Origin of the sequence: Bacillus sp. FSL W8-0519 (genome assembly GCF_038005585.1) — a bacterium.
Taxonomy (GTDB): domain Bacteria; phylum Bacillota; class Bacilli; order Bacillales; family Bacillaceae_G; genus Bacillus_A; species Bacillus_A paranthracis.
The window spans coordinates 2,378,265-2,399,450 of the sequence record NZ_JBBOTL010000001.1; the positions used below are offsets into that span (position 1 = coordinate 2,378,265).

At 31.7% G+C, this 21,186-nt stretch carries 27 protein-coding genes; 18 read left to right on the forward strand and 9 right to left on the reverse strand.

Features of this window, described 5'->3' with window-relative positions; genetic code table 11:
- Positions 1 to 26: 26 nt before the first annotated feature.
- Positions 27 to 629: a DUF2441 domain-containing protein gene (locus NST14_RS12415; RefSeq protein WP_001005240.1), complete on the reverse strand. Its 603-nt coding sequence runs from the start codon at positions 627 to 629 to the stop codon at positions 27 to 29.
- A 203-nt stretch (positions 630 to 832) separates the two neighbouring features.
- On the opposite strand from NST14_RS12415, the gene NST14_RS12420 reads away from it, so the two are divergent.
- Positions 833 to 1,318, forward strand: a complete 486-nt coding sequence (locus NST14_RS12420; RefSeq protein WP_001143424.1) for a hypothetical protein — start codon at positions 833 to 835, stop codon at positions 1,316 to 1,318.
- Between the two features lie 294 nt (positions 1,319 to 1,612).
- On the opposite strand, the gene NST14_RS12425 is transcribed toward NST14_RS12420, so the two are convergent.
- Positions 1,613 to 1,969, reverse strand: a complete 357-nt coding sequence (locus tag NST14_RS12425; RefSeq protein ID WP_000646618.1) for a PH domain-containing protein — start codon at positions 1,967 to 1,969, stop codon at positions 1,613 to 1,615.
- 534 nt (positions 1,970 to 2,503) lie between these two features.
- On the opposite strand from NST14_RS12425, the gene NST14_RS12430 reads away from it, so the two are divergent.
- A complete protein-coding gene (locus tag NST14_RS12430) occupies positions 2,504 to 2,911 on the forward strand; it encodes a GNAT family N-acetyltransferase (RefSeq protein ID WP_000797951.1) in 408 nt (135 codons plus the stop codon).
- A gap of 67 nt (positions 2,912 to 2,978) precedes the next feature.
- Positions 2,979 to 3,632, forward strand: a complete 654-nt coding sequence (locus tag NST14_RS12435; protein WP_000401513.1) for an MBL fold metallo-hydrolase — start codon at positions 2,979 to 2,981, stop codon at positions 3,630 to 3,632.
- A gap of 141 nt (positions 3,633 to 3,773) precedes the next feature.
- Here the strand turns inward: NST14_RS12435 and NST14_RS12440 are convergent, their stop codons facing one another.
- The gene (locus NST14_RS12440; RefSeq protein ID WP_000435998.1) at positions 3,774 to 4,391 is read right to left on the reverse strand and encodes a TetR/AcrR family transcriptional regulator; all 618 of its coding nucleotides are present in this window, start codon (positions 4,389 to 4,391) and stop codon (positions 3,774 to 3,776) included.
- Between the two features lie 122 nt (positions 4,392 to 4,513).
- On the opposite strand from NST14_RS12440, the gene NST14_RS12445 reads away from it, so the two are divergent.
- Positions 4,514 to 6,745 carry an MMPL family transporter gene (locus tag NST14_RS12445; protein ID WP_000716562.1) on the forward strand — a complete coding sequence of 744 codons (2,232 nt, stop codon included), beginning with the start codon at positions 4,514 to 4,516 and terminating at the stop codon, positions 6,743 to 6,745.
- Positions 6,746 to 6,788: 43 nt separating this feature from the next.
- Here NST14_RS12445 and NST14_RS12450 read toward each other — a convergent pair whose 3' ends face one another.
- Entirely contained in the window at positions 6,789 to 6,971 is a 183-nt protein-coding gene (locus tag NST14_RS12450) for a DUF4021 family protein (protein WP_001060594.1), read from the reverse strand.
- A 200-nt stretch (positions 6,972 to 7,171) separates the two neighbouring features.
- On the opposite strand from NST14_RS12450, the gene catA reads away from it, so the two are divergent.
- The 3 genes from catA (at position 7,172) to NST14_RS12465 (ending at position 9,627) form a co-directional block, all read left to right on the forward strand.
- Positions 7,172 to 7,822 (forward strand): type A chloramphenicol O-acetyltransferase, encoded by a 651-nt coding sequence (catA, locus tag NST14_RS12455; RefSeq protein WP_000668565.1) that lies wholly within the window; start codon positions 7,172 to 7,174, stop codon positions 7,820 to 7,822.
- Positions 7,823 to 8,037: 215 nt separating this feature from the next.
- Complete coding sequence (locus NST14_RS12460; protein WP_000974857.1) at positions 8,038 to 8,964, forward strand: GNAT family N-acetyltransferase; 927 nt, start codon at positions 8,038 to 8,040, stop codon at positions 8,962 to 8,964.
- A 150-nt stretch (positions 8,965 to 9,114) separates the two neighbouring features.
- Positions 9,115 to 9,627, forward strand: a complete 513-nt coding sequence (locus NST14_RS12465; protein ID WP_000153561.1) for a GNAT family N-acetyltransferase — start codon at positions 9,115 to 9,117, stop codon at positions 9,625 to 9,627.
- Between the two features lie 21 nt (positions 9,628 to 9,648).
- On the opposite strand, the gene NST14_RS12470 is transcribed toward NST14_RS12465, so the two are convergent.
- On the reverse strand, positions 9,649 to 10,536 hold the full coding sequence (locus NST14_RS12470; protein ID WP_000841801.1) for a DMT family transporter: 888 nt from the start codon (positions 10,534 to 10,536) through the stop codon (positions 9,649 to 9,651).
- A gap of 170 nt (positions 10,537 to 10,706) precedes the next feature.
- On the opposite strand from NST14_RS12470, the gene NST14_RS12475 reads away from it, so the two are divergent.
- The 5 genes from NST14_RS12475 to NST14_RS12495 all read left to right on the forward strand — a co-directional run bounded on the left by NST14_RS12475 (position 10,707) and on the right by NST14_RS12495 (position 14,078).
- Entirely contained in the window at positions 10,707 to 11,267 is a 561-nt protein-coding gene (locus NST14_RS12475; protein ID WP_000581024.1) for a helix-turn-helix domain-containing protein, read from the forward strand.
- A gap of 33 nt (positions 11,268 to 11,300) precedes the next feature.
- Positions 11,301 to 11,456, forward strand: a complete 156-nt coding sequence (locus NST14_RS12480; protein WP_000428945.1) for a hypothetical protein — start codon at positions 11,301 to 11,303, stop codon at positions 11,454 to 11,456.
- A gap of 168 nt (positions 11,457 to 11,624) precedes the next feature.
- Positions 11,625 to 11,774: an aspartyl-phosphate phosphatase Spo0E family protein gene (locus NST14_RS12485; protein WP_000424361.1), complete on the forward strand. Its 150-nt coding sequence runs from the start codon at positions 11,625 to 11,627 to the stop codon at positions 11,772 to 11,774.
- A gap of 114 nt (positions 11,775 to 11,888) precedes the next feature.
- Positions 11,889 to 12,617 (forward strand): alpha/beta fold hydrolase, encoded by a 729-nt coding sequence (locus NST14_RS12490; RefSeq protein WP_000600658.1) that lies wholly within the window; start codon positions 11,889 to 11,891, stop codon positions 12,615 to 12,617.
- A gap of 60 nt (positions 12,618 to 12,677) precedes the next feature.
- Positions 12,678 to 14,078 carry a protoporphyrinogen oxidase gene (locus NST14_RS12495; RefSeq protein WP_000860368.1) on the forward strand — a complete coding sequence of 467 codons (1,401 nt, stop codon included), beginning with the start codon at positions 12,678 to 12,680 and terminating at the stop codon, positions 14,076 to 14,078.
- Between the two features lie 56 nt (positions 14,079 to 14,134).
- Here NST14_RS12495 and NST14_RS12500 read toward each other — a convergent pair whose 3' ends face one another.
- Entirely contained in the window at positions 14,135 to 14,683 is a 549-nt protein-coding gene (locus NST14_RS12500) for a hypothetical protein (RefSeq protein WP_073541502.1), read from the reverse strand.
- Between the two features lie 298 nt (positions 14,684 to 14,981).
- On the opposite strand from NST14_RS12500, the gene NST14_RS12505 reads away from it, so the two are divergent.
- A complete protein-coding gene (locus tag NST14_RS12505) occupies positions 14,982 to 15,533 on the forward strand; it encodes a GNAT family N-acetyltransferase (protein WP_000885380.1) in 552 nt (183 codons plus the stop codon).
- Positions 15,534 to 15,571: 38 nt separating this feature from the next.
- Here the strand turns inward: NST14_RS12505 and NST14_RS12510 are convergent, their stop codons facing one another.
- Complete coding sequence (locus NST14_RS12510) at positions 15,572 to 15,757, reverse strand: cold-shock protein (RefSeq protein ID WP_000286198.1); 186 nt, start codon at positions 15,755 to 15,757, stop codon at positions 15,572 to 15,574.
- An 86-nt stretch (positions 15,758 to 15,843) separates the two neighbouring features.
- Complete coding sequence (cspD, locus tag NST14_RS12515; RefSeq protein WP_000176368.1) at positions 15,844 to 16,047, reverse strand: cold-shock protein CspD; 204 nt, start codon at positions 16,045 to 16,047, stop codon at positions 15,844 to 15,846.
- A gap of 391 nt (positions 16,048 to 16,438) precedes the next feature.
- Here cspD and NST14_RS12520 point away from each other — a divergent pair, with 391 nt between their 5' ends.
- Together NST14_RS12520 and NST14_RS12525 are read left to right on the forward strand one after the other, a co-directional pair.
- Entirely contained in the window at positions 16,439 to 17,335 is an 897-nt protein-coding gene (locus tag NST14_RS12520; RefSeq protein WP_229142725.1) for a CPBP family intramembrane glutamic endopeptidase, read from the forward strand.
- Positions 17,335 to 17,994, forward strand: coding sequence for an AAA family ATPase (locus NST14_RS12525; protein ID WP_000657887.1), 660 nt, complete (start codon positions 17,335 to 17,337; stop codon positions 17,992 to 17,994). The genes NST14_RS12520 and NST14_RS12525 overlap by 1 nt, the downstream gene beginning before the upstream one ends.
- 34 nt (positions 17,995 to 18,028) lie before the next feature.
- Here NST14_RS12525 and NST14_RS12530 read toward each other — a convergent pair whose 3' ends face one another.
- A complete protein-coding gene (locus NST14_RS12530; RefSeq protein ID WP_000054634.1) occupies positions 18,029 to 18,811 on the reverse strand; it encodes an arginase family protein in 783 nt (260 codons plus the stop codon).
- 317 nt (positions 18,812 to 19,128) lie between these two features.
- On the opposite strand from NST14_RS12530, the gene NST14_RS12535 reads away from it, so the two are divergent.
- The 3 genes from NST14_RS12535 to NST14_RS12545 all read left to right on the forward strand — a co-directional run bounded on the left by NST14_RS12535 (position 19,129) and on the right by NST14_RS12545 (position 21,131).
- A complete protein-coding gene (locus NST14_RS12535) occupies positions 19,129 to 19,902 on the forward strand; it encodes a Cof-type HAD-IIB family hydrolase (protein ID WP_000720249.1) in 774 nt (257 codons plus the stop codon).
- A gap of 97 nt (positions 19,903 to 19,999) precedes the next feature.
- On the forward strand, positions 20,000 to 20,605 hold the full coding sequence (locus NST14_RS12540) for a PRK06770 family protein (protein ID WP_000846580.1): 606 nt from the start codon (positions 20,000 to 20,002) through the stop codon (positions 20,603 to 20,605).
- A gap of 109 nt (positions 20,606 to 20,714) precedes the next feature.
- Positions 20,715 to 21,131 (forward strand): MarR family winged helix-turn-helix transcriptional regulator, encoded by a 417-nt coding sequence (locus NST14_RS12545; RefSeq protein WP_001065034.1) that lies wholly within the window; start codon positions 20,715 to 20,717, stop codon positions 21,129 to 21,131.
- Positions 21,132 to 21,186: the final 55 nt, after the last annotated feature.

Genomic DNA, 21,186 nt, shown 5'->3' on the forward strand with positions numbered 1-21,186 from the left:
TCCATCCTATTTGATTTAGTTAGAAATTAAACATGCATTGAGGAAAAGTCATCAATAATTTCGACTACTTCAATTTCGCCATTAATGAGTAGCTCAGGGAGTTCGTTATTCACATTTCCTTTCCAATATTCTCTAGCTTGTTCCATTTTTTGAGAAAAAGGAATAGCATCTTCTTTCGGTAAAAGATTCCCGTCACCTTCAAAAGAACTTCCGATTACTCGTAGTTTAACAATCTGCAAAACTTCTCGATTGTAAGAATCAAATAATGCTTTCCATTTTAAAGCATCTTCATAGCTTTTAGCAGCATATAAACAAGACAATCTTGATGGATAATCAGGATATTCTTGCAGCCTAACCATTTCCACAATCGTTTCTCTAATGGCTCTAATTGTTTGATCCATGTAATTCATAACGACTGTAGCATTTTCATTCTTTATATGTAATTCTTCATTTGTATAATGTTCTTTTAAAATTTGTATAGAATCTTTACCATTAGAATTTAAATGTTTTCTTTCAAAAAAGAAGTGGAATAGCGTATTAGTTTGATTTTTATTAAATTGAATGCTTTGTCCAATCTTCATTTTTTTCCTTGTTACGATATGATATACGAAAAATCCTTGTTCATTCATGGTTCTCCTCCTAGTAGTAATGTTTCAATTTAGTAATTCAACATTGAAATATATAAAACCTTTATAAGTAAAAGTGAGAATTTGAGTTGAAAGCAAAGAAAATATATGAAAACGTTTTAAATTTGTTCACAAAATGTTCACTTACGAAGAGGTTTCCAATATCGATATAATGACAAAGACTCAAAGAGAAAGGATGATGAATTTTGCCAACAACAAGAAAGGAAAACCTCCAATTTGGTATGATGATGTGCCTTGGGATGGTTATCGTAATGACGTTTTACAATTTACTAACGAATGGATCAGGAGGGCCAATTCATATTAAGGAGATCGCATTAGAACTACTAATTGGATTTATTATTGCGCTATTAATTGAAATATGTATCGTTGGACCTTGTGCGAAAAAAATTGTATTCATGTTACCGTTTGATAAATCGAAGAAAATAAATATTATAGTTGCGATGGCGACAGCAATGGTAATCGGAATGGTGTTCTTTATGTCATTTTTCGGAATGACTATGATGCATTTACATGGTGGGCTACAAGGGGATTCATTTGTTTCAATATATTTTACAATTTTTATTAAAAATTTCATTATGGCTTATCCATTACAATTAATTATTATGGGGCCACTTGTGCGTTTCTTATTTGCAAAGTTTATTTTGAAGAATAAAGCTGTAAAAGTAGCGTAAATAAATTTGTATTATCTAATTATAAAAATTATATAATGTTAAATGTGGTCTATTGAAAGATTGTAGCATGCATAATGAAGATAATCTAAATCATACGTTTAGTTAGGTGAAAACATTATGAAAATTAAGAAGGTATTATGAGTCAAAAAAATATAAGTAGAGCTATGTGTGAAAAAGAGATTTTAAAGTAAAACAGTGACATATAAAAAGAGGGGTGCAAATGCAACCCTCTTTTTACATTCTATAAGCTTTACCGTGTCAAAGAATATGGTATATGTAAGAGTCTTGATAGGTTTATTGCTTGGATTGAACCAACTTAAAAAAGGATTGTACGTTTTGTGGGCTTGAAAAATTATCAAAGACAATAAAATCGTCTCCATGGTTCATGGTTATTTTTTTGATAAAGGGAATTGCAGACATCTCTAATACAACCCCATCCGTATGACTGAAATCTTCTATTTCAGTATATTTGAATTCCCATTTTAGTCCTTTTCCAAACATAGCATCAGAACAGAACAATAATCTTTTATTTGTAGCAGCTAAAATGCCAGATCTACTGATATAACCAAAATTTATTACGCAGTAGAGTGTAGAAAGAATATCTTCTTCACTGTTTAAGTGTTCTTTTATTGTTCCTAGATTCGCCTTCATGAGCAGGCCCCCTTATTATTGTAAGTAAAGTGTTGTTAAATTTATTTTATCATATATTAACATTTCGAAATTTGTATTATTGAATTTTAGTTGAGGGATGAAAAGGGAAAGAGAATTCTTTTTAGTTTCTAGTACAATAAAGTAAGGAGAATATGAATAGAAATTAAAATATTACTAAATATACGTAACTAATGAATACAATGTCTTTTTCAGTTATTAAGTTGTAAATCATTTTATGATAAAATCTTTTACATAATTTAATAAAGGGGTAGTATTCAATGGGTTATTTCTCAAATGGTTTATTAGTTTTGTTTGTGCTAATCGTATGCAGTTGTATATTTTTTGGTTGATAATATAATGAGAGTCTTACATAAAAGAAGTTATCTCAAGTGAGATAACTTCTTTTTATTTTATGTTGAGAAGGAATTCTATCTTTCTTATTGAAGTTTGTTCTAGTTATTTTCACGTCAATCGCAATTTTCATAAGGGGAATTTTATGAAACATTAACAAACTATAGAATAGGGAGTATTTACATGAAAAATAGTATACACTACACAAGTGAACATCCTACAAAATTTAATGAATTATTAGCTTTATATGAATCTTTAGGATGGAATTCTCTTAAATTAACAGTGAATGAATTAGAACAAATGTGTAAACAAAGTTGGTATGCAATATACGCATTTAAAGAGCAACAATTAATTGGTATGGGGCGTGTTATATCAGATGGTGTAATAACAGGTGTTATTTGCGGTGTATGTGTAATGCCGGAGTATCAGTATATTGGTATTGGAAAAGACATAGTGAAACGATTAATCCATCACTGCGAACAAAACAAGGTTATTCCGCAACTTATGTGTGTGGGAAAATTGCAATCTTATTATGAATCTATAGGGTTTGAAGCATTCTCTATTGGGATGACAAAACATATTATGAGATAGCGGTGCTTTATATTTTCAGTTTACTCGTACATATTTTCAAACTTCAGTTATAAAGGAGAATTGCTGTATGGAGATTGCTAAAGGGGTAGAAATGTTACAACTTAAATTTCAAGAATTTATCATTCACCCAATTCTTTTATGGAATGATGAAATGGCAGTTTTAATAGATACTGGTTTTCCTGGACAATTCGAAGATATACAAGTAGAGATGGAGAGAGTTGGGGTATCTGTTGATAAGCTAAAAGTTGTGATTTTGACACACCAGGATATAGATCATATAGGTAGCCTTCCTGATGTATTTGAGAATGGTGTAAGCGATATTAAAGTATATGCGCACGAGTTAGATAAGCCATATATTGAGGGAGATTTACCTTTATTGAAAGATGTACATGTAGAGAATCCACCAAAAGGAAAAGTGAGTGACACTGTGATTGACGGGCAAGAACTTCCGTATTGCGGTGGAATACGAATTCTCCATACTCCAGGGCATACTCCGGGGCATATTAGTTTATATTTGAAACGAAGCAAAATTCTTGTCGCTGGAGACTCGATGTATAGTGTGAATGGAGTGTTAGGAGGAGTTCATGCTCCAACAACTTTAAATATTATGGAAGCACGGCAGTCTTTGAAGAAGTATTTAAATCTAGATATTGAATCTGTAGTTTGTTACCACGGGGGATTAAGTAAGGGGAATATAAAGATTCAACTTCAAAATTTGTAAAAGTCGAAGATAATAATTTTTTAATAATGGATGCTAAAGTGTAGTCTAATTGTTGGTATATAAATAAAACACTTAAATGATAAAAAAGCATGTTTGAAGAAATACAAACATGCTTTTTTATTAAAGGAAACCCATGTAATTTTAACGTCCTAATCCGTTCCAATAAAAAGAAACGATTTCTTGTGCTAATTCATCTATATTTGTAAGAATAGGATTGTCATTTTCATCTTTAAAATTCCCAATTGATAATAAAGATACGAATGCATGAGCGGCAAATTTAGGGTTTCCTTTTTGGATTTCTCCAAATTGCATCGCTTTAGCGAGTGCTTTTTCTAACACTTCATACATGCTATCTTCAGCTTTTTTTAATTCCTTCAATTGTTCTTCAGATAACGACAGTTTTGCATCTTTCATAAAGTTTTTCATATCGATATCCATTGTGGCATGTAAGTAAACTTTAGCAAAGTTTAATAATCTCTCTTCTAAAGTATTGTTTGTAGAGAGTATTTGCGACATATTCTCACGTATACGTACCATCATTTGAATCATAGTAGCGGTAAATAAATCTGCTTTTGTTGAATAGTAATAGTAGACGGTTGCTTTCGTAACACCACAAACTTTTGCTACTTCCTCCATAGAAACGACTTGATAATTTTGAGTAAGAAATAACCGAGTTGCAACTTCTAAAATGGTTGCTTTTGTAGATTTTGTATTTTTATTTTGACGAGGCCTTCCAAGAGGGCGTTGTTTTTGTTCCAAATCCATTCGCTCCTGACATGTATTGTTTAGATAATTATAACATAATTTTTATTCATTCTTGATTAATTAACCGACCAGTATATATAATTAATAGTGGAGGAAAAAAGGAAGGTGGGTTTTTTATGAAAAAGCACCCGTTACATATGTTAGGGAGGCTTGTAGCAGGTAAAAATACGCAATGGATCACTTTATCGGTATGGATTCTTATTACATTATTACTTTCATTTACGTTACCACAAGTAAATAGTACGAAAGAACCGAACCCGAAAAATTTACCCGAAACAGCTATGTCGCAGCAAGCGGAAGCACTTATGAAAAAAGAGTTTCCGAATAATGCGGGGAATCCGTTGTTAGTAGTATGGTATAGAGATGGTGGATTACAGTCACAAGATTATAAACTCATACAAGACGTTTATAAAGAGTTAAAAGCTAGTCCTTTAAAGGAACAATCAACGTTACCACCATTTGATACAATCCCGGAACAAGTATTATCAAAAAGTACTTCAAAAGACGGTACATCATTTGTTACACCGGTATTTTTTAACAAGTCGGCTGGAACAGATATATTAAAAGGAAATCTTGAAGATTTAAGAAACATAGTGAATAGTAAAGTCGATGAAGATCCATTCAAACGAAAAATTAGTGACGCTGGTTTACATGTTCGATTATCTGGACCTGTAGGCATTCAAACGGATGCAGTTAGCTTATTTAGTCAAGCAGATGTGAAATTGTTAGTTGCTACTGTATTACTTGTATTGGTTTTATTAATCTTATTGTACCGCTCACCAATATTAGCGATTTTACCTTTACTTGTTGTTGGCTTTGCATACGGCATTATTAGTCCTACACTCGGTTTTTTAGCTGATCACGGATGGATTAAAGTCGATGCCCAAGCGATATCAATCATGACAGTGTTATTGTTCGGTGCTGGAACGGACTATTGCTTATTTTTAATTTCGAGATATCGGGAGTACTTGTTAGAAGAAGAAAGCAAATATAAGGCGCTGCAACTTGCAATTAAAGCTTCTGGTGGTGCAATAATAATGAGTGCGTTAACAGTTGTACTTGGATTAGGAACATTATTACTTGCTCATTATGGTGCCTTCCATCGATTTGCAGTACCATTTAGTGTTGCTGTATTTATTATGGGAATCGCTGCTTTAACAATTTTACCAGCGTTATTATTAATTTTCGGTAGAGCTGCATTCTTCCCGTTTGTACCGAGAACAACTTCGATGAATGAGGAATTAGCAAGAAGGAAAAAGAAAGTAGTAAAAGTTAAAAAATCAAAAGGTGCCTTTAGTAAAAAACTTGGAGATGTTGTAGTACGTAGACCGTGGACAATCATTATGCTTACTGTATTTGTATTAGGTGGATTGGCATCATTTGTACCACGTATTCAATACACGTATGACTTATTAGAATCGTTTCCTAAAGATATGCCTTCACGCGAAGGGTTTACGTTAATTAGTGATCATTTTTCAGCTGGTGAACTAGCGCCAGCAAAAGTTGTTGTTGACACGAAAGGAAAAGAGCTTCCTATTAAACAAGAACTAGAGAAATTTTCTTTCGTAAAAACAGTGAAAGAGCCAAAAGAGGGGAAAGAAAATAAGCAAATTAAAATGTATGAGGTTTCTTTAGCTGAAAATCCATACTCAATTGAAGCATTAGATCAAATCCCTAAATTGAAAACTCGTGTAGAAAAAGTATTAAAAGATGCTGGGGTTAGTAATGCAGAAGATCGACTATGGATTGGCGGAGAAACGGCTTCATTATATGATACAAAGCAAATTACAGAACGTGATGAAGCGGTTATTATTCCAGTAATGATTAGTATTATAGCTTTATTATTACTTGTTTACTTACGATCAATTGTCGCGATGATTTATTTAATTGTAACTGTTGTTTTATCATTTTTCTCTGCATTAGGAGCCGGATGGATATTACTTCACTTCGGTATGGGGGCACCGGCTATTCAAGGTGCAATACCGTTATACGCATTTGTATTTCTAGTTGCTTTAGGTGAAGATTATAATATCTTTATGGTTTCAGAAATATGGAAAAACAGGAAGACACAAAATCATTTGGATGCAGTAAAAAATGGTGTTATACAAACAGGTAGTGTCATTACATCTGCAGGTTTAATTTTAGCCGGAACTTTTGCTGTATTAGGAACACTTCCAATTCAAGTGCTCGTTCAATTTGGTATTGTAACAGCAATTGGTGTATTACTAGATACGTTTATTGTAAGACCACTACTTGTACCGGCAATCACAGTCGTTTTAGGCCGCTTTGCTTTTTGGCCAGGAAAACTTTCAAGGAAGAGTGAAGAGATACAAAAAGTGGATGCGTAGTTGAAAAAGCCAAGGATATTTTCCTTGGCTTTTTTCAATGTAATTAATTTTTTGAAGTCAAATCATCAGATGCAGCATGATCAGCATCTTCAATATCGGTTTCTGGCATTCCATATAAGCCGTTCATTGCTTGTTCTTCGATAGTAAGATTGGCAGTATTATTATTTTGAATAGGTGTAGCGTTTTCGATAACATTTTCTTTTTTATTTATATTTTTGTTATTCATGTATGAATCCTCCAAATTTTATTTGATTTATTTATAGTATGTGGATGGATTTCCAGAAATATGTGAATTGATTCTTATAGATGTAATATAATTAAATAAACAATTAGGGTGAAATGTAAACTGTTAGGAGTGAACAATTATGGTGAAAGCAAGGAAATTAGCCTCCTAAAATAAAAAGAAAATTTTAGGAGGCTATTAAAATGAAGTTTCATGTAATTGATAGAGAAAATTGGAATAGAGAGCAGTATTTTGAGCATTATTTAAAGTTGAAATGTACATTTAGTATGACTGTTAATGTTGATATCACGATGTTATTAGAGGAAGTATATCAAAAGGGAGTAAAATTTTATCCCGTTTTTATATATTTAATTTCTAAAGTAGTAAATAATCATAAAGAATTTCGAACATCTTTTAATGATGAAGGAGCTTTAGGCTATTGGGAGGAAATGATCCCGAGTTATACAATCTTTCATAAAGATGATAAGTCTTTTTCAAGTATATGGACGGATTATTCAAGTGATTTCCGCACTTTCTATAAAAATTATGAAGACGATATGAGATACTATGCTAGTGTCCATGGTCTTTTCACGAAAGAAAATACTCCGCCTAATGTATTTCCGATTTCTAGCATACCTTTGACTAGTTTTACTGGATTTAATCTTAATATTAGTAATGATGCTGATTATCTATTACCTATTATAACTTGTGGGAGATATTTTAATGAAAAAAATAAAGTTATGCTACCAGTTTCATTGCAAGTACATCATTCGGTTTGTGATGGATATCATGCAAGTCGATTTATAGAGGATTTACAGGAGTTAAGTAATAGTTGTAACGAGTGGCTGAAATAAAAACTAATTTTAAATTATATACAAGTGAAAATAAATAATAGAAGAGATCATGTTTATATTGCATGGTCTCTTTTTTATTCATCTAAAGAACAGTGGAAAATATAGGTTGATTTGTAGTTTAATAATAAGTAGAGTGATTAATTTTAATTTTCTTTATTTTATAACTGTATTGTTTACAAAAATATTATCTTGTAATAATAAAGGGGAAAACAAAAATGGCAATAATATCTATAGAAAAAGCTACAATTTTAGATGCTGAAAAATTAACAGAAATAATGACAAGAACATTTGATGAAGAAGCAGAACGATGGTTATGTGGTCAAGGTGATGTTATTGACTATAACATCCAACCACCAGGGTATTCTTCAGTAGAAATGATGAGATATTCAATCGAAGAATTGGATTCTTATAAAGTAATAATGGATGAAAAAATAATCGGGGGAATTATAGTTACGATCTCAGGTAAGTCATATGGCCGGATTGATCGTATTTTTGTAGAGCCTGTTTATCAAGGGAAAGGAATTGGATCAAATGTTATTAAATTAATAGAAGCGGAATATCCAAGCATAAGGATTTGGGATCTCGAAACATCGAGTAGACAAATTAATAATCACCATTTTTATAAAAAGATGGGTTACCAAACAATTTTTGAATCAGAAGATGAGTATTGTTACGTGAAAAGAATAGGGACGAGCTCAAACAAAGAAAGTGTATTTAAAAATGAAGACATGAAAAATAGCCAATACGAAAACTGCAACTTGGAAAATACAGAGTATTATCAAGTAAATTTAAAAAATAGTTCATTTGTTGGCAGCAATATAAGGAATATGAATATGAGCAATTGTAATGTAAGTCAATCCAAGTTTAGAAATATTAATTTTAGAAGTTCTTCATATGCAGATTTAAATCTTTCTGGCAGTAAATTTAGTTTGGTGATTTTAGGTGGAGTTCAATTTAAAGATACAAGTCTTGGAGAAAATAAATATCCTATTTCATTTAATAGATGTGATTTAGAAGGGAGTACGATAAGTAGTAGTAATCTAAAAAATATGGAAATAGAAAATTGTGATATAGCCGGTATGAAAGTAAATGGTATTCCAATGGAAAAGCTGCTTGCGTTATATAATAAAGTAAAAAGTTAACCGGTTAATGTAGATAAGTTTGTTCGTAAAGCTAATATTATGCCGAAATAATTATATAAAAATAACATAAAGAAATAAAGGAGAGAAGGGGTTTCATGCGGGAGGCTAGAATGAATATATGTATTGTTAAGAATATGGAGGGAAGAAAATATGACGATCAAAGTAAGAGCAGTAGAAATACAAGATGCCAGAGCGATTCACCGTATATGCATACAAGATGACGTTTTACCTTATATGATTTTCTTACCTAGCATGCGTGTAGATGCGATGGAAAATAGAATTCGAAATTTAGCACCAAATCAATTTGAATTTGTCGCAGAGTATGATGGGGAAGTTGTAGGATTTGTTGGGTTAACCCAAAGTCCTGGACGTAGATCTCATTCGGGTGATTTGTTTATCGGGGTAGATAGTGAATATCATAATAAAGGCATTGGAAAAGCTCTTCTTACAAAAATGCTTGATTTGGCTGATAATTGGTTAATGTTAGAGAGAGTAGAACTAGGTGTTTTAGAAACGAATCCTAAAGCGAAAACTCTATATGAAAAATTCGGATTTGTAGAAGAGGGAGTAAAGATAGGAAATTTAAAAGCTTACGGAAAGTTTATTAATGAAATTATGATGAGTCGTTTTAGACCTGATGGTTTAATTGTACATAATGGATAGTGAAAGCATGACAGTATAATGTCATGCTTTTTTATTAGAATTTGGTTGTAATAAAAATAATGCAAGACCAATAAAAATAACTGTAATGCCTAGTCCTTGTTGTAAAGAAATAGTCTCATTTAATATAAAGTACGCTAGTATACAAGTCCCAATTGTTTCTCCTAAAATGCTCATGGAGATTACAGTAGCACTCATCCATTTTAATAACCAATTAAAAATCGTTTGCCCTAAAATCGTAGCAATAAACGCCAAACCAATAAAGCATAGCCAAGTTTGTGTAGAGTAATGGATAAGAGATTCGTGTTTCATATAAGCAAATATACCAAGAAAACAGGCGCTACTTCCATAACTAATGAGCGAATACGGTATAAGTGACAAATCTTTACGAACATATTGGCTAATGAAAAAGTATGCGGTAATAATTCCTGCCGCAATAAATGCTAAAATATCTCCGTATAAGGCTTCCACGCTAATTTGGAAATCTTGCCAGCCAATGATGATACTTCCTGAAATAGCAATGAGACAACCGATAATCGCGCCTCTCGTAAACCTTTCCTTGAATAAAAAATAACCACCAATCATTGAGAATAAAGGTTGTAACGTTACGATAACAGTAGAGCTTGCTACAGAAGTATATTGTAACGATTCAAACCATAGTACATAATGTGCAGCTAAAAATAGCCCAGAAATGAATCCGAATCCCCATTGTCTTCTTGTTATTGTTTTTAGTTCGTTTCGATTGTTTCGATTAAAAAGTAATAATGGCAACAGAATTAATACAGCGAAAAATAATCGATAAAAAGCAATGATAGTTGCAGGAGCATCTGCCAATTTTACAAAAATCGCTGAAGTTGATAAGGCGAATACACCGAAAAATAAGATGCAATATGAAAGAATAGGTGATTTCAAAGTTTGTCCCTCCGATAGATTGTCTATTATAATAAACTAAATACGATAAAATGTACAAAGGTAAGTATATAAGTCTCGGAGACGATAGAAAAGGATTATTTGCCTTTGTTTAGTAAGTCAACACAAAAGCGATGAAATATATATTATGATGGACGAAGGAAGGATTTACTATGATACATGATAGGCTTGGACAAACTGTATTAAGTTATCGTAAGAAAAATAAGATGACAATTCGCGAATTTGCGGATTATGCAGGAATTAGTACTTCATTAATTAGTCAAATTGAACGAGGACATGCGAATCCCTCGTTAAGTGTATTGGAATTAATAGCGAAAGCGTTAAATGTACCGCTATTTACACTATTTATTAATGAGATTGATACAGATTCACTCATTTCTAAGAAGAAAGATAGAAAGAAAGTATATCGAGAAAATAGCGATCACATAGTTTACGATGTATTAACACCAGATTTTATGAAAGCGCGTATTGAAATGTTAATGATGGACCTAAATAAACAAGCAAATACAACGGAAAATCACTATTCACATGAAGATAAAGAAGAAATTGCTGTTGTTATGAAAGGAGAAGTTTATGTGGAGTTAGAAGGCAAAGAGTACTTCTTAGAAGAAGGAGATGTTGTACGTATCCCGCCAAATGTGAAACATCGTTTTTTGAATAAGAGTGATGAATCCAATCATATTTTATTTGTATTGACGCCATCTTTAGGATGAGTATAAAGTGATTTTTTTACGGGGGATAGAAAGATGGAAAATAAAACTGTTTTAAAAGGTGGCTTGTCAATTGATTGGGATTTTGGACATGTTTTTAAATTCTCATATAGTTACTTTGATCATATTAGGAGGGCTCCAAAATATAAAGATATAACTTTAGAGAAATTCCGATTTGTTATGAATACGTAATGAAGCCTAATGGTCTGTATTAAGGTACAAAAATATAAATTTATTTGTTGTTAGTATATTATTTTAAAATATGTAAGATTTTACATGAGTATTTTACTTTTACTAATTATGTAAATAGGCTATACTAAAATACATACATTTTAGTATTGGAGAGAGAAGTAAAACGACATGGAATTAGTGAAATTGGAAAAAGTAATTGAAATAAAGAAAGAAGAACTTTTATATTTAGTATCAGATTACGGAATTCAACATGAAAAAGTATTGGCATTAAGTCAAGAAATAGACAAACTGATTAATTACTTTATGTTTTTAAAATAGGAAGAACTATGACATGATGTGAAAATGTTATAGTTCTTTTTTATTTGGAAATTCAGATGTATATTCTATATACTAATAATAGATGGAATATTCTGTTTTAGAGGAGGCGGATACATGATATTACATACGTACATTTCAGGAGAAGGGGAACCAATCGTACTTTTACATTCTGGTGGTATGACAGGTTTAGTAGAATATGAAGAGCAGGTAGCATTTTTTCGAGAACAAAATTATCAAGTCATTCGCCCTGATTTAAGAGGGCATGGAAAATCAGGGGGGACATTGGAGAATTATTTCCTACGTTCTGCAAAGGATTTATATGATACGTTAGAGCATCTACAAATTGATAGATGTCATATAGCGGGTGTTTCACTAGGGGGATTAATCGCTTTATTATTTGCAAAAAAGTATCCAGAGAAAGTGAGAACATTAACTTTTTCAGGAATCTTTCCGGTTAAGAGGGATAATTGGGAAGAGTCTCTGGAGTATGAAGCGAAGTGTCACGAGCAATTGATGAAAAATGAAGAAGTTATAACGTATATGAATCAAATTCATGAAAAAAGTGATTGGAAAGCATTGCTTGAATCGTGGCAAGTTAAAGATTGGTATCCTTTCGATGAAACTGGTGATGTAGCGAATCTTCAAATACCTACACTCTGTATTGCTGGGGGAGATTCAGAAGATGAAGTTACAGCTGTTACAACGTTCAAACAATTAAACGGAAATATTCATATTGCCGTTATTCCGTTTGCCGGTCATTTAGTACATAATGATCAACCAAAAATTTATTCGGATATATTGTCTAATTTCTTACAGAATGCGCAAGTTGCTAGTCGAATATAAGGACTTTTGGGTATAATAATAAAGGAATTATTAATTGTATCGGTTAGGAGCGCAATACATATGAAAACAGTTGTTGTCATCGGTGGAGGTATAACGGGACTTTCTACTATGTTTTATTTAGAAAAATTAAAAAAGGATTATAATATAGATTTAAATTTAATCCTTGTAGAAAAAGAAGAGTACTTAGGTGGGAAAATCCATAGTGTAGAAGAAAAGGATTTTATTATGGAATCCGGAGCAGATTCTATCGTTGCTCGTAATGAACATGTCATGCCGCTTATAAAAGATTTAAATTTAGAAGAAGAAATGGTATATAATGAAACGGGTATTTCTTACATATATTCGGATAATATTTTACATCCAATTCCTTCTGATACTATATTTGGGATACCGATGAGTGCCCGATCGTTGTTTAGCAGTACGCTAGTATCAACGAAAGGGAAAATTGTTGCTTTAAAAGATTTCATAACGAAAAATAAAGAGTTTACAAAAGATACTTCTCTTGCTGTATTTTTAGAAAGCTTTTTAGGAAAAGAGTTAGTAGAAAGACAAATTGCTCCGGTGCTTTCAGGTGTATATTCTGGTAAATTGAATGAGCTTACTATGGCGTCTACACTACCGTATTTACTGGATTATAAAAATAAATATGGAAGTATTATTAAAGGTTTTGAAGAGAATAAAAAGCAGTTTCAATCAGCAGGAAACAAAAAGTTCGTATCATTTAAAGGTGGATTATCTACGATTATTGATCGTTTAGAAGAAGTGCTGACTGAGACGGTTGTTAAGAAGGGTGTTGTAACGACAGCTGTAAGTAAACAAGGTAATCGCTATGAAGTCTCCTTTGCAAATCACGAATCAATCCAAGCTGATTATGTTGTTTTAGCAACTCCGCATGATATCGCAGAAAGTTTATTACAGTCTAATGAGTTAAACGAGCAGTTTCATACATTTAAAAATTCATCACTTATAAGTATTTACTTAGGATTTGACATACTAGATGAACAATTACCAGCGGACGGCACAGGATTTATCGTAACAGAAAACAGTGATTTACATTGTGATGCTTGTACATGGACAAGCCGGAAGTGGAAACATACATCTGGAAACCAAAAGCTATTAGTGAGAATGTTTTATAAGAGTACGAATCCGGTATATGAAACGATTAAAAATTATAATGAAGAAGAACTAGTACGAGTCGCTTTATATGATATTGAAAAGAGTCTCGGAATTAAAGGTGAACCAGAAGTAGTTGAAGTGACAAAATGGAAAGATTTAATGCCGAAATATCATTTAGAACATAATCAAGCAGTTCAAACATTACAAGAAAAAATGACGGATCTATATCCTAATGTATACTTAGCAGGTGCCTCATATTACGGTGTCGGTATTGGTGCGTGTATTGGAAATGGAAAGAACACTGCAAATAAGATAATTGCAACATTAAATGAACCGACAAATTAATATAGCATACATATATAAATAAAATGTCCCTCCAATATAACGGAGGGACATTTTATTTATTTTACTTGAATTGAGATCTTTTTATTCGTTGTATGATTCTCAGTAATCGTTAATGTTATATTACCGGATTCTTTAAATGAATATGATGAGAGTTGATAAAGCTCTTTTATACCATGTTTCTCTTTTAATTTATTGGCAGGAAGTAATGTTATGTTCGGTTTCCATGTTTCCTGTTTACCTGAAGGATAGTTTACTATTATTTCTGGATTATTTAATTGCATTGGTTTCCAAGAGGCAAAATGTAGCTTAACTTCTGTATCTTTTTTTAATAATTCTTCTGAGAAATATCCAAGCTCTCCAACGTTACCGAAAACAGTAAAGTTTTGATTTTGTAATGTGATATCTAAATGTTTAGATTGATATGTTGCTGCGTGATAGATTCCATATGAAAGAGAAAGAGTAGCGGCGATTAAAATGCTGATTGAAAATGTCTTAAAGCTATTGCCTTTAAAACTAGTCATCATGAATGAGTTTGGAGTGAACTTTTTTGCGAATAAAAATATGAGTAATATGAGTAAGAGGGATAAGCTGATGAATATATACAAAGGAAATTTACACCTCCACAATAAAATAATGTATTGACTATATTTTACCATAAATGTATGGGGTAGGGTGTTGTTTTAGAAGGGAAAAGTGAGTATGGAATAAAGAGATGATCAATGTACTATGATCATCTCTTTATTTTTCGCATCATGTAAATGCAAGAAGGGTTACTCTTATTTCGTATTGAATTAAGAGGGGAGGCTACTCTTGAAATATTTGATTAATGGGACATTGAGGACTTTCCTAATTATAAATATGTTTTCTGCTATAATGAATAAGTAGAAAGAAAGGAGTGATCCTATGGCATTTCCTATATTAGAAACAGAACGTTTGCGTTTAGTTGAAATAGAACAATCTTATTGTCAAAAAATATATGAAATCTTTTCATTGGATGAGGTAACGTGTTATTACGGTATGAATTCTTTTACAGAATTTGGACAAGCTTCACGTATGATTGAATCTTTTTCAAAAAATTACTTTGAGAAAAAGGCAATACGATGGGGGATTGTATTAAAAGAAACAAATACTTTAATAGGTACAATTGGATTAAATAATTTACAATTATGGAGTAAACGATCTGAAATTGGATATGACTTACATCCTCGTTATTGGGGGAATGGTTATGCGTCAGAAGCAGCCAGGGAAATTATTCGTTATGGATTTCAAGATTTAGGCTTATTTAGAATTGGTGCTATTACATACCCTGAAAATGTTACTTCTTGTAAAATGTTATGTAAAATAGGTTTTCATAAAGAAGGATTATTACGTGGATATATTCATCAAGGAAATAAGCAACATGATGCATTATTGTATTCTATAGTTCGAACGGATGTTGAAGATTTAAATTTATAATAAAAAACCCCTCTTAAATAAGAGGGGTTAAGTAAAAATTAACCTAACTTAGGTAATAAACGTTCTCCGCTTTTCATGCTACTTTTACATAAAGGGCATTTAGGCTCTTCTTCAAATGAAAAGTTCTTTCTCATCCATCCTAAACAATCCTCTGCTTCACATTCCCAGACAGGGGTTTGTTCTGGTGGTACTTCTGCTACATCGTTCTTTCGATTGCGATACATGTAACCACTCCTTTTATGTAAAAAATTTTAGTTATATATTAAAAAGGTTGTTAACCGTGCTGGTAACAACCTTTTTATTGTTTGAATTATAGCTTTACAACGTTTTTAGCTTGAGGTCCACGGTTACCGTCTTCAACTTCGAAGCTAACTTCTTGACCTTCGTCAAGAGATTTGAAGCCGTCGCCAGTGATAGCTGAGAAGTGAACGAATACGTCGTTGCCACCTTCAACTTCGATGAAACCGAAACCTTTTTCGCTGTTAAACCATTTTACTTTACCTGTTAATGTCATGGTAATGCCTCCTAAAAATTAAAAAGATTACAATATGTTCGGCCTTATTTGAATGAAAAATAAAATTTCACATATTATCAAAAACCCATAAGGAATATAAAATGTTCCTGATTGATACTTGATAATATGCAAAGAAAATATACTGTTAAATTGACCTTAATTACTATCTTACAACAAATGGTGGGAAATAGCAAGTGCTGGTAATACCAGTGTGAAATCGGATGGTAAAAGACACAAAAACATCTCTTTTATTTATATATTATTCCTAATTTTGGTTTATGCAAAATCATGTAAAAAATGGAGTGAAATATTATTAATAGGTCACTTGTGGTAAAATATGGTTGTTAACTGGTGGGAATTAAATATTAATAAAGGAAAAGGAGGAAAGAGAGTGAAAAATAATTCATTTAAAATAATTGAAGCAGCAAAAACAGGGAGAAAAAAAGTCCATCCAATCTTTGCTGTAATATTAGCCATTATATTTTTGACTTTAGGTGAACTATTTATGTTGTTTATGTTATTTTTACCGAAAGTTGAAACAACATTCATGAAAGGGATTTATGATAATATTAGAATGCTGTTAACATTTGGAGGAGCTATACTCATTTTATTTATATGGATTCGTTTTGTAGAAAAAAGGCCATTTTCATCCATTGGTTTTTGGAAAGAGAAATGGATGAGAAAGTATTTAAAAGGTGCATTAATAGGATTTGTATTTATTTCAATACCAGTTATTTTGCTGTTACTAATGGGAAGTGTAAAATTACAAGTACAACATATTACCTCAACAGTAATAGTAGGTATATTAGGATCCTTAGTTGCATTTTTAATACAAGGGGCAACTGAAGAAATTATTGTACGAGGTTGGTTATTCCCGGTTCTTTCTACTAGAGGTCGTATATGGGTTGGAATAATTGTTACTTCTTTTTTATTTGGATTTCTTCATCTCCTTAATCCGGGAATTACAATATTATCTATATCGAATATAATATTAGTTGGAGTATACGCAGCTTTATACGTATTGAAAGAAGATGGTCTATGGGGAATATGTGCATGGCACTCAATTTGGAATTGGGCGCAATATAATGTATATGGTTTCGCCGTTAGTGGTACAAATGTGTATTCCACTCCGATTTTTAAGTCTATAACAAATGGATCAGAAATATTGCATGGAGGCACATTTGGTATTGAAGGCAGTATCATTACAACAATAATGCTCTCCATCGCTTCAATTGTTTTATGGAAACAGTTATGGGGGAGAAAAGCGAAACAAAGAGATTTTAGTTAATGAAAGAGGGAGAAACTATGGGGATTATAGCGTTTGAGGGAGCAAGTGCGGTTGGTAAGAGCACAACGTGTCGTGAGTTAGAAAAGAATTATGGTGCTTATATTATACCTGAAGTGAATTTATTATTTGAAAGACCAAAAAATGAACATAGAACATGGTATTTTGAAAAACAAGTAGAGCGCTGGAAAATAGCAATGCAGAAGTCAGAGCAATATAAATTAGTAATACTTGATGGAGACATTTATCAGCCGCTTAGTTATAATTGGTGTTTCCATTTTGAAATATTTGATCAGCCATTATCTTTAATAGAAAACTTTTATAAAGAAAAGCTGATACATAGGGAAATTGGTTTTCCTGATCAATATTTTTATTTATATACGAATGATGAAGAACTTAGAAAACGGAAAGAATTTGACGAGACAAAAAGAAGAAGAAACTTTGAAAAACATTTACATATATCAAAATCGTTTCAACGTTATTATGAAAATTTAAATGCCATTACAGACGGGTACTGCAAAATAATTGAAGCGAAAAGTGTAAAAACGAATGAACTAGAAATTGTAAATAACTTAAACAGTTTACATGTGTGTGAAGAGAGTCGTTTTGATGTTTCGAGATTAGATGCGATTACGAAGTGGTTAAAAGAAAATCGCGCATAAAAAGAACGAGTACCTTATAAGGTACTCGTTCTTTTTATGCATATTGAATATGTAAGTTCGTTTCATAAATTGTTTTTAAAATTTGTAAGTTTGCTTGTTCATTTTTATGAATAGCATTTTTATATTTAGGTAAGAAAAGTTGAGAAGGATAAACTGGGAGTTCACCACAAATATCAATACCATAAATAGATTTATTCATAATTAGAGAATGAATAAATTGTAAAAGTCTAGATAATTTCATGTGCCCTTGATCCCAATTGGTAATAGTAACTTTTGGATCTAAAACATCTTTATCAATGCTTACATATATTGTTTCTGTATGAATATGTGAAAGTATTGTATGTATGGATACTTCATGTGATATATCAATTGGAAAAATTTCTACGTATGGACAATCATTAGAATGAATTGTAAGAGAAGAAGGCCCAATAATGATTACCTTCTTTAAATTATCATTATTTCGAAGAGAAAATGATACCCAAGATCCACAGGAAATAAGAGTCTGTTCATTCGCTCCCTGTAAGTTCATATCAGTATGATGATCAAATAGTATAAGGGTAAAAGGCTTGTTTATTTCTTCTAATAATAAATGAGATACATAATGATAATTTCCAGAACCTATAAAAGTAATTCCTTTATTCTTTCTGCGATTTAATGCTCTTTTTATATGCATTAAAGAAGTGTTTTCGCAATATAGATTTGCGTGTTCTAAATGAGTAAAATCAATATCTTCATGTGAATAAGAATGTAGTTTATTTTGTAATAAATACGTATCATCAAAGTTTAAAAAAGTTAAACCGTTATGCAATAAACTCATATTTATTCATCTCCTTTAAATATAAGGCTATCATTTATTTTTATAAAATTAAAATGAAATGCTTTGAGTGGAATTAGTATTTAGAAAAGATAGTGTTTTTGACAGAATAATCTTTCAATTTTTAAAGAAAAGAAATACAATATAAGGAAATATGTATGTACTTCAGGAAATAAAAAATATATAACAAATGGAAATGATATTTGGAATTAAATTGAGAAAAAAAGAAAGTTGAGATTAACTATCCGCAGCAGCTCTGGTGATCCAAAAAATAACCAATATTTCGAATTATTATTTGTGAAAGGAGAATAAAGATAAGTATGAAAAAGATTATTATTTCAGACCTTGATGGGACTTTATTAAGAAGTGATAAAACAATTTCAGAGAAATCTATTAATATTCTAAGGGAATGTAAAAATAATGGAGACGAATTGATTTTTGCTACAGCAAGGCCGCCAAGAGCTATAAAACAGTATATTCCCGACGTGTTAAAGAGTGAGATTATCATTTGTTATAACGGGGCTCTAGTTCTTAAAGGGAATGATATTTTATATGAAATGAAGATTTCTAAAAATAACATTTTAGAAATCATAGAAATAGCAAACAAGTATAATCTTCATGAGATTTGCCTTGAAATAGGTGATAAGTTGTATTCAAATTTTGATGTTACTTATTATTTTGGTAATATACCATGTGAAATTATGGATGTAAGAGGTTTAGAATTTGAAAAAGCTTCTAAAGCGATTATTTGTACTAAAGGCTCAATAAACCAGAAATTTATTAAAGAATTGCCTGATGAATGCAAGGCAGTCATTACAGATGACGGGACATTGTGTCAAATTATGCATGCAGAAGTTTCAAAATGGAATAGTATTCAATATGTTCTACAACACTTAAATCGAGACGTATCTGAAGTTATTGCCTTTGGAGATGACTACAATGATATGGAAATGATAGAGAAGTGTGGGGTTGGTGTAGCGATGAGTAACGCTGTTGAGGAATTAAAAGCAGTCGCTAAATTTATTGCTAAAAGTAACGATGAGGATGGAGTTGCTACATTTCTAGAAAGTAAAAGTTATGTTTATGTTGACTAGTATGAAAAAATTGTAGTAAGCAGCGAAAAAAGAGATGCTGCATCTGTTTTTGATAAATAGATATTATGAATGAGATATGCGGGAGGAAACGAGCAAGATGAAAACATTCTTTAAAATAATTGGAATTATAGCTGGCATGGCGGTAATCGGAGTAGGTTTAACATATGGTATGCTGTATTATTTGAATAATAGTAAACCAGCTGCGAAAAAGGCATCACCCGCTGCTCCGGCAGCAGAAGTGCTGGCTGATAGTAATGTAAAAGCTGAAGATGCAAAGGTTTTAGAAAATGGCAATCATTCATTACCAAATAGCGGCTTTAATAAAAATTTTAAATGGACAGATGAGAAAATACAGACAGCGTTACATGAAATGGCACATCAAAAAACGAAAGCTGATCAAAAGTGGGGCTATATTTTTATTACACAAGAACGTATTGAAAGTTTACTTGATATTGTAAAGAACAATGATCTAGTACAAGGAAAAATATATGCAGATATTTTAGAGAGATGGAAACAAGGAAAATATGAAAAAATGGATGCGGATCACAATCAGATTTGGAAATTACAAAGCGGGAATTTAGGCGAAGGAACAGGAGTAATGTCAGAAGCGGAACAAAAAGAGTTGATTAATCAGGTGTTTATGCAAAAAGGTACATATTCAGGTAGTAAATTAATTGCAGGTGGGGGACAGACTAATAAATAAGAGATATGTTGAAACACCTTTGTCATCATAATTACAAAGGTGTTTTTGTTGACACAAGAAATAAATGGGAATATGATTCATATATGAAATAAAATAGAGGGGCTTACATATGAATAACAGAGAGCTTTACGGTAATATTCGTGATGTTTATCATTTACTCCAAAAAAATCTAGATAAGGCAATTGAACAATATGATATAAGTTATGTACAATTTGGAGTGATTCAAGTACTCGCAAAATCTGGGAAAGTATCTATGTCAAAGTTAATTGAAAACATGGGATGTGTTCCAAGTAATATGACAACAATGATTCAACGGATGAAGCGAGATGGTTACGTAATGACAGAGAAGAACCCGAATGACCAACGTGAAACGCTCGTTTATTTAACTAAAAAAGGTGAAGAGACGAAAAAGCAAGTAGATGTGCAATATAGTGATTTTTTAAAAGAGAATTGTGGTTGTTTTACGAAAGAAGAAGAAGGACTTTTAGAGGCTTTATTATTAAAGTGGAAGAAGCACTTGAATTAAATATAGTAAAAATGTAACATTCTGTTACATTTTTATTTATATAAATACTTCATAT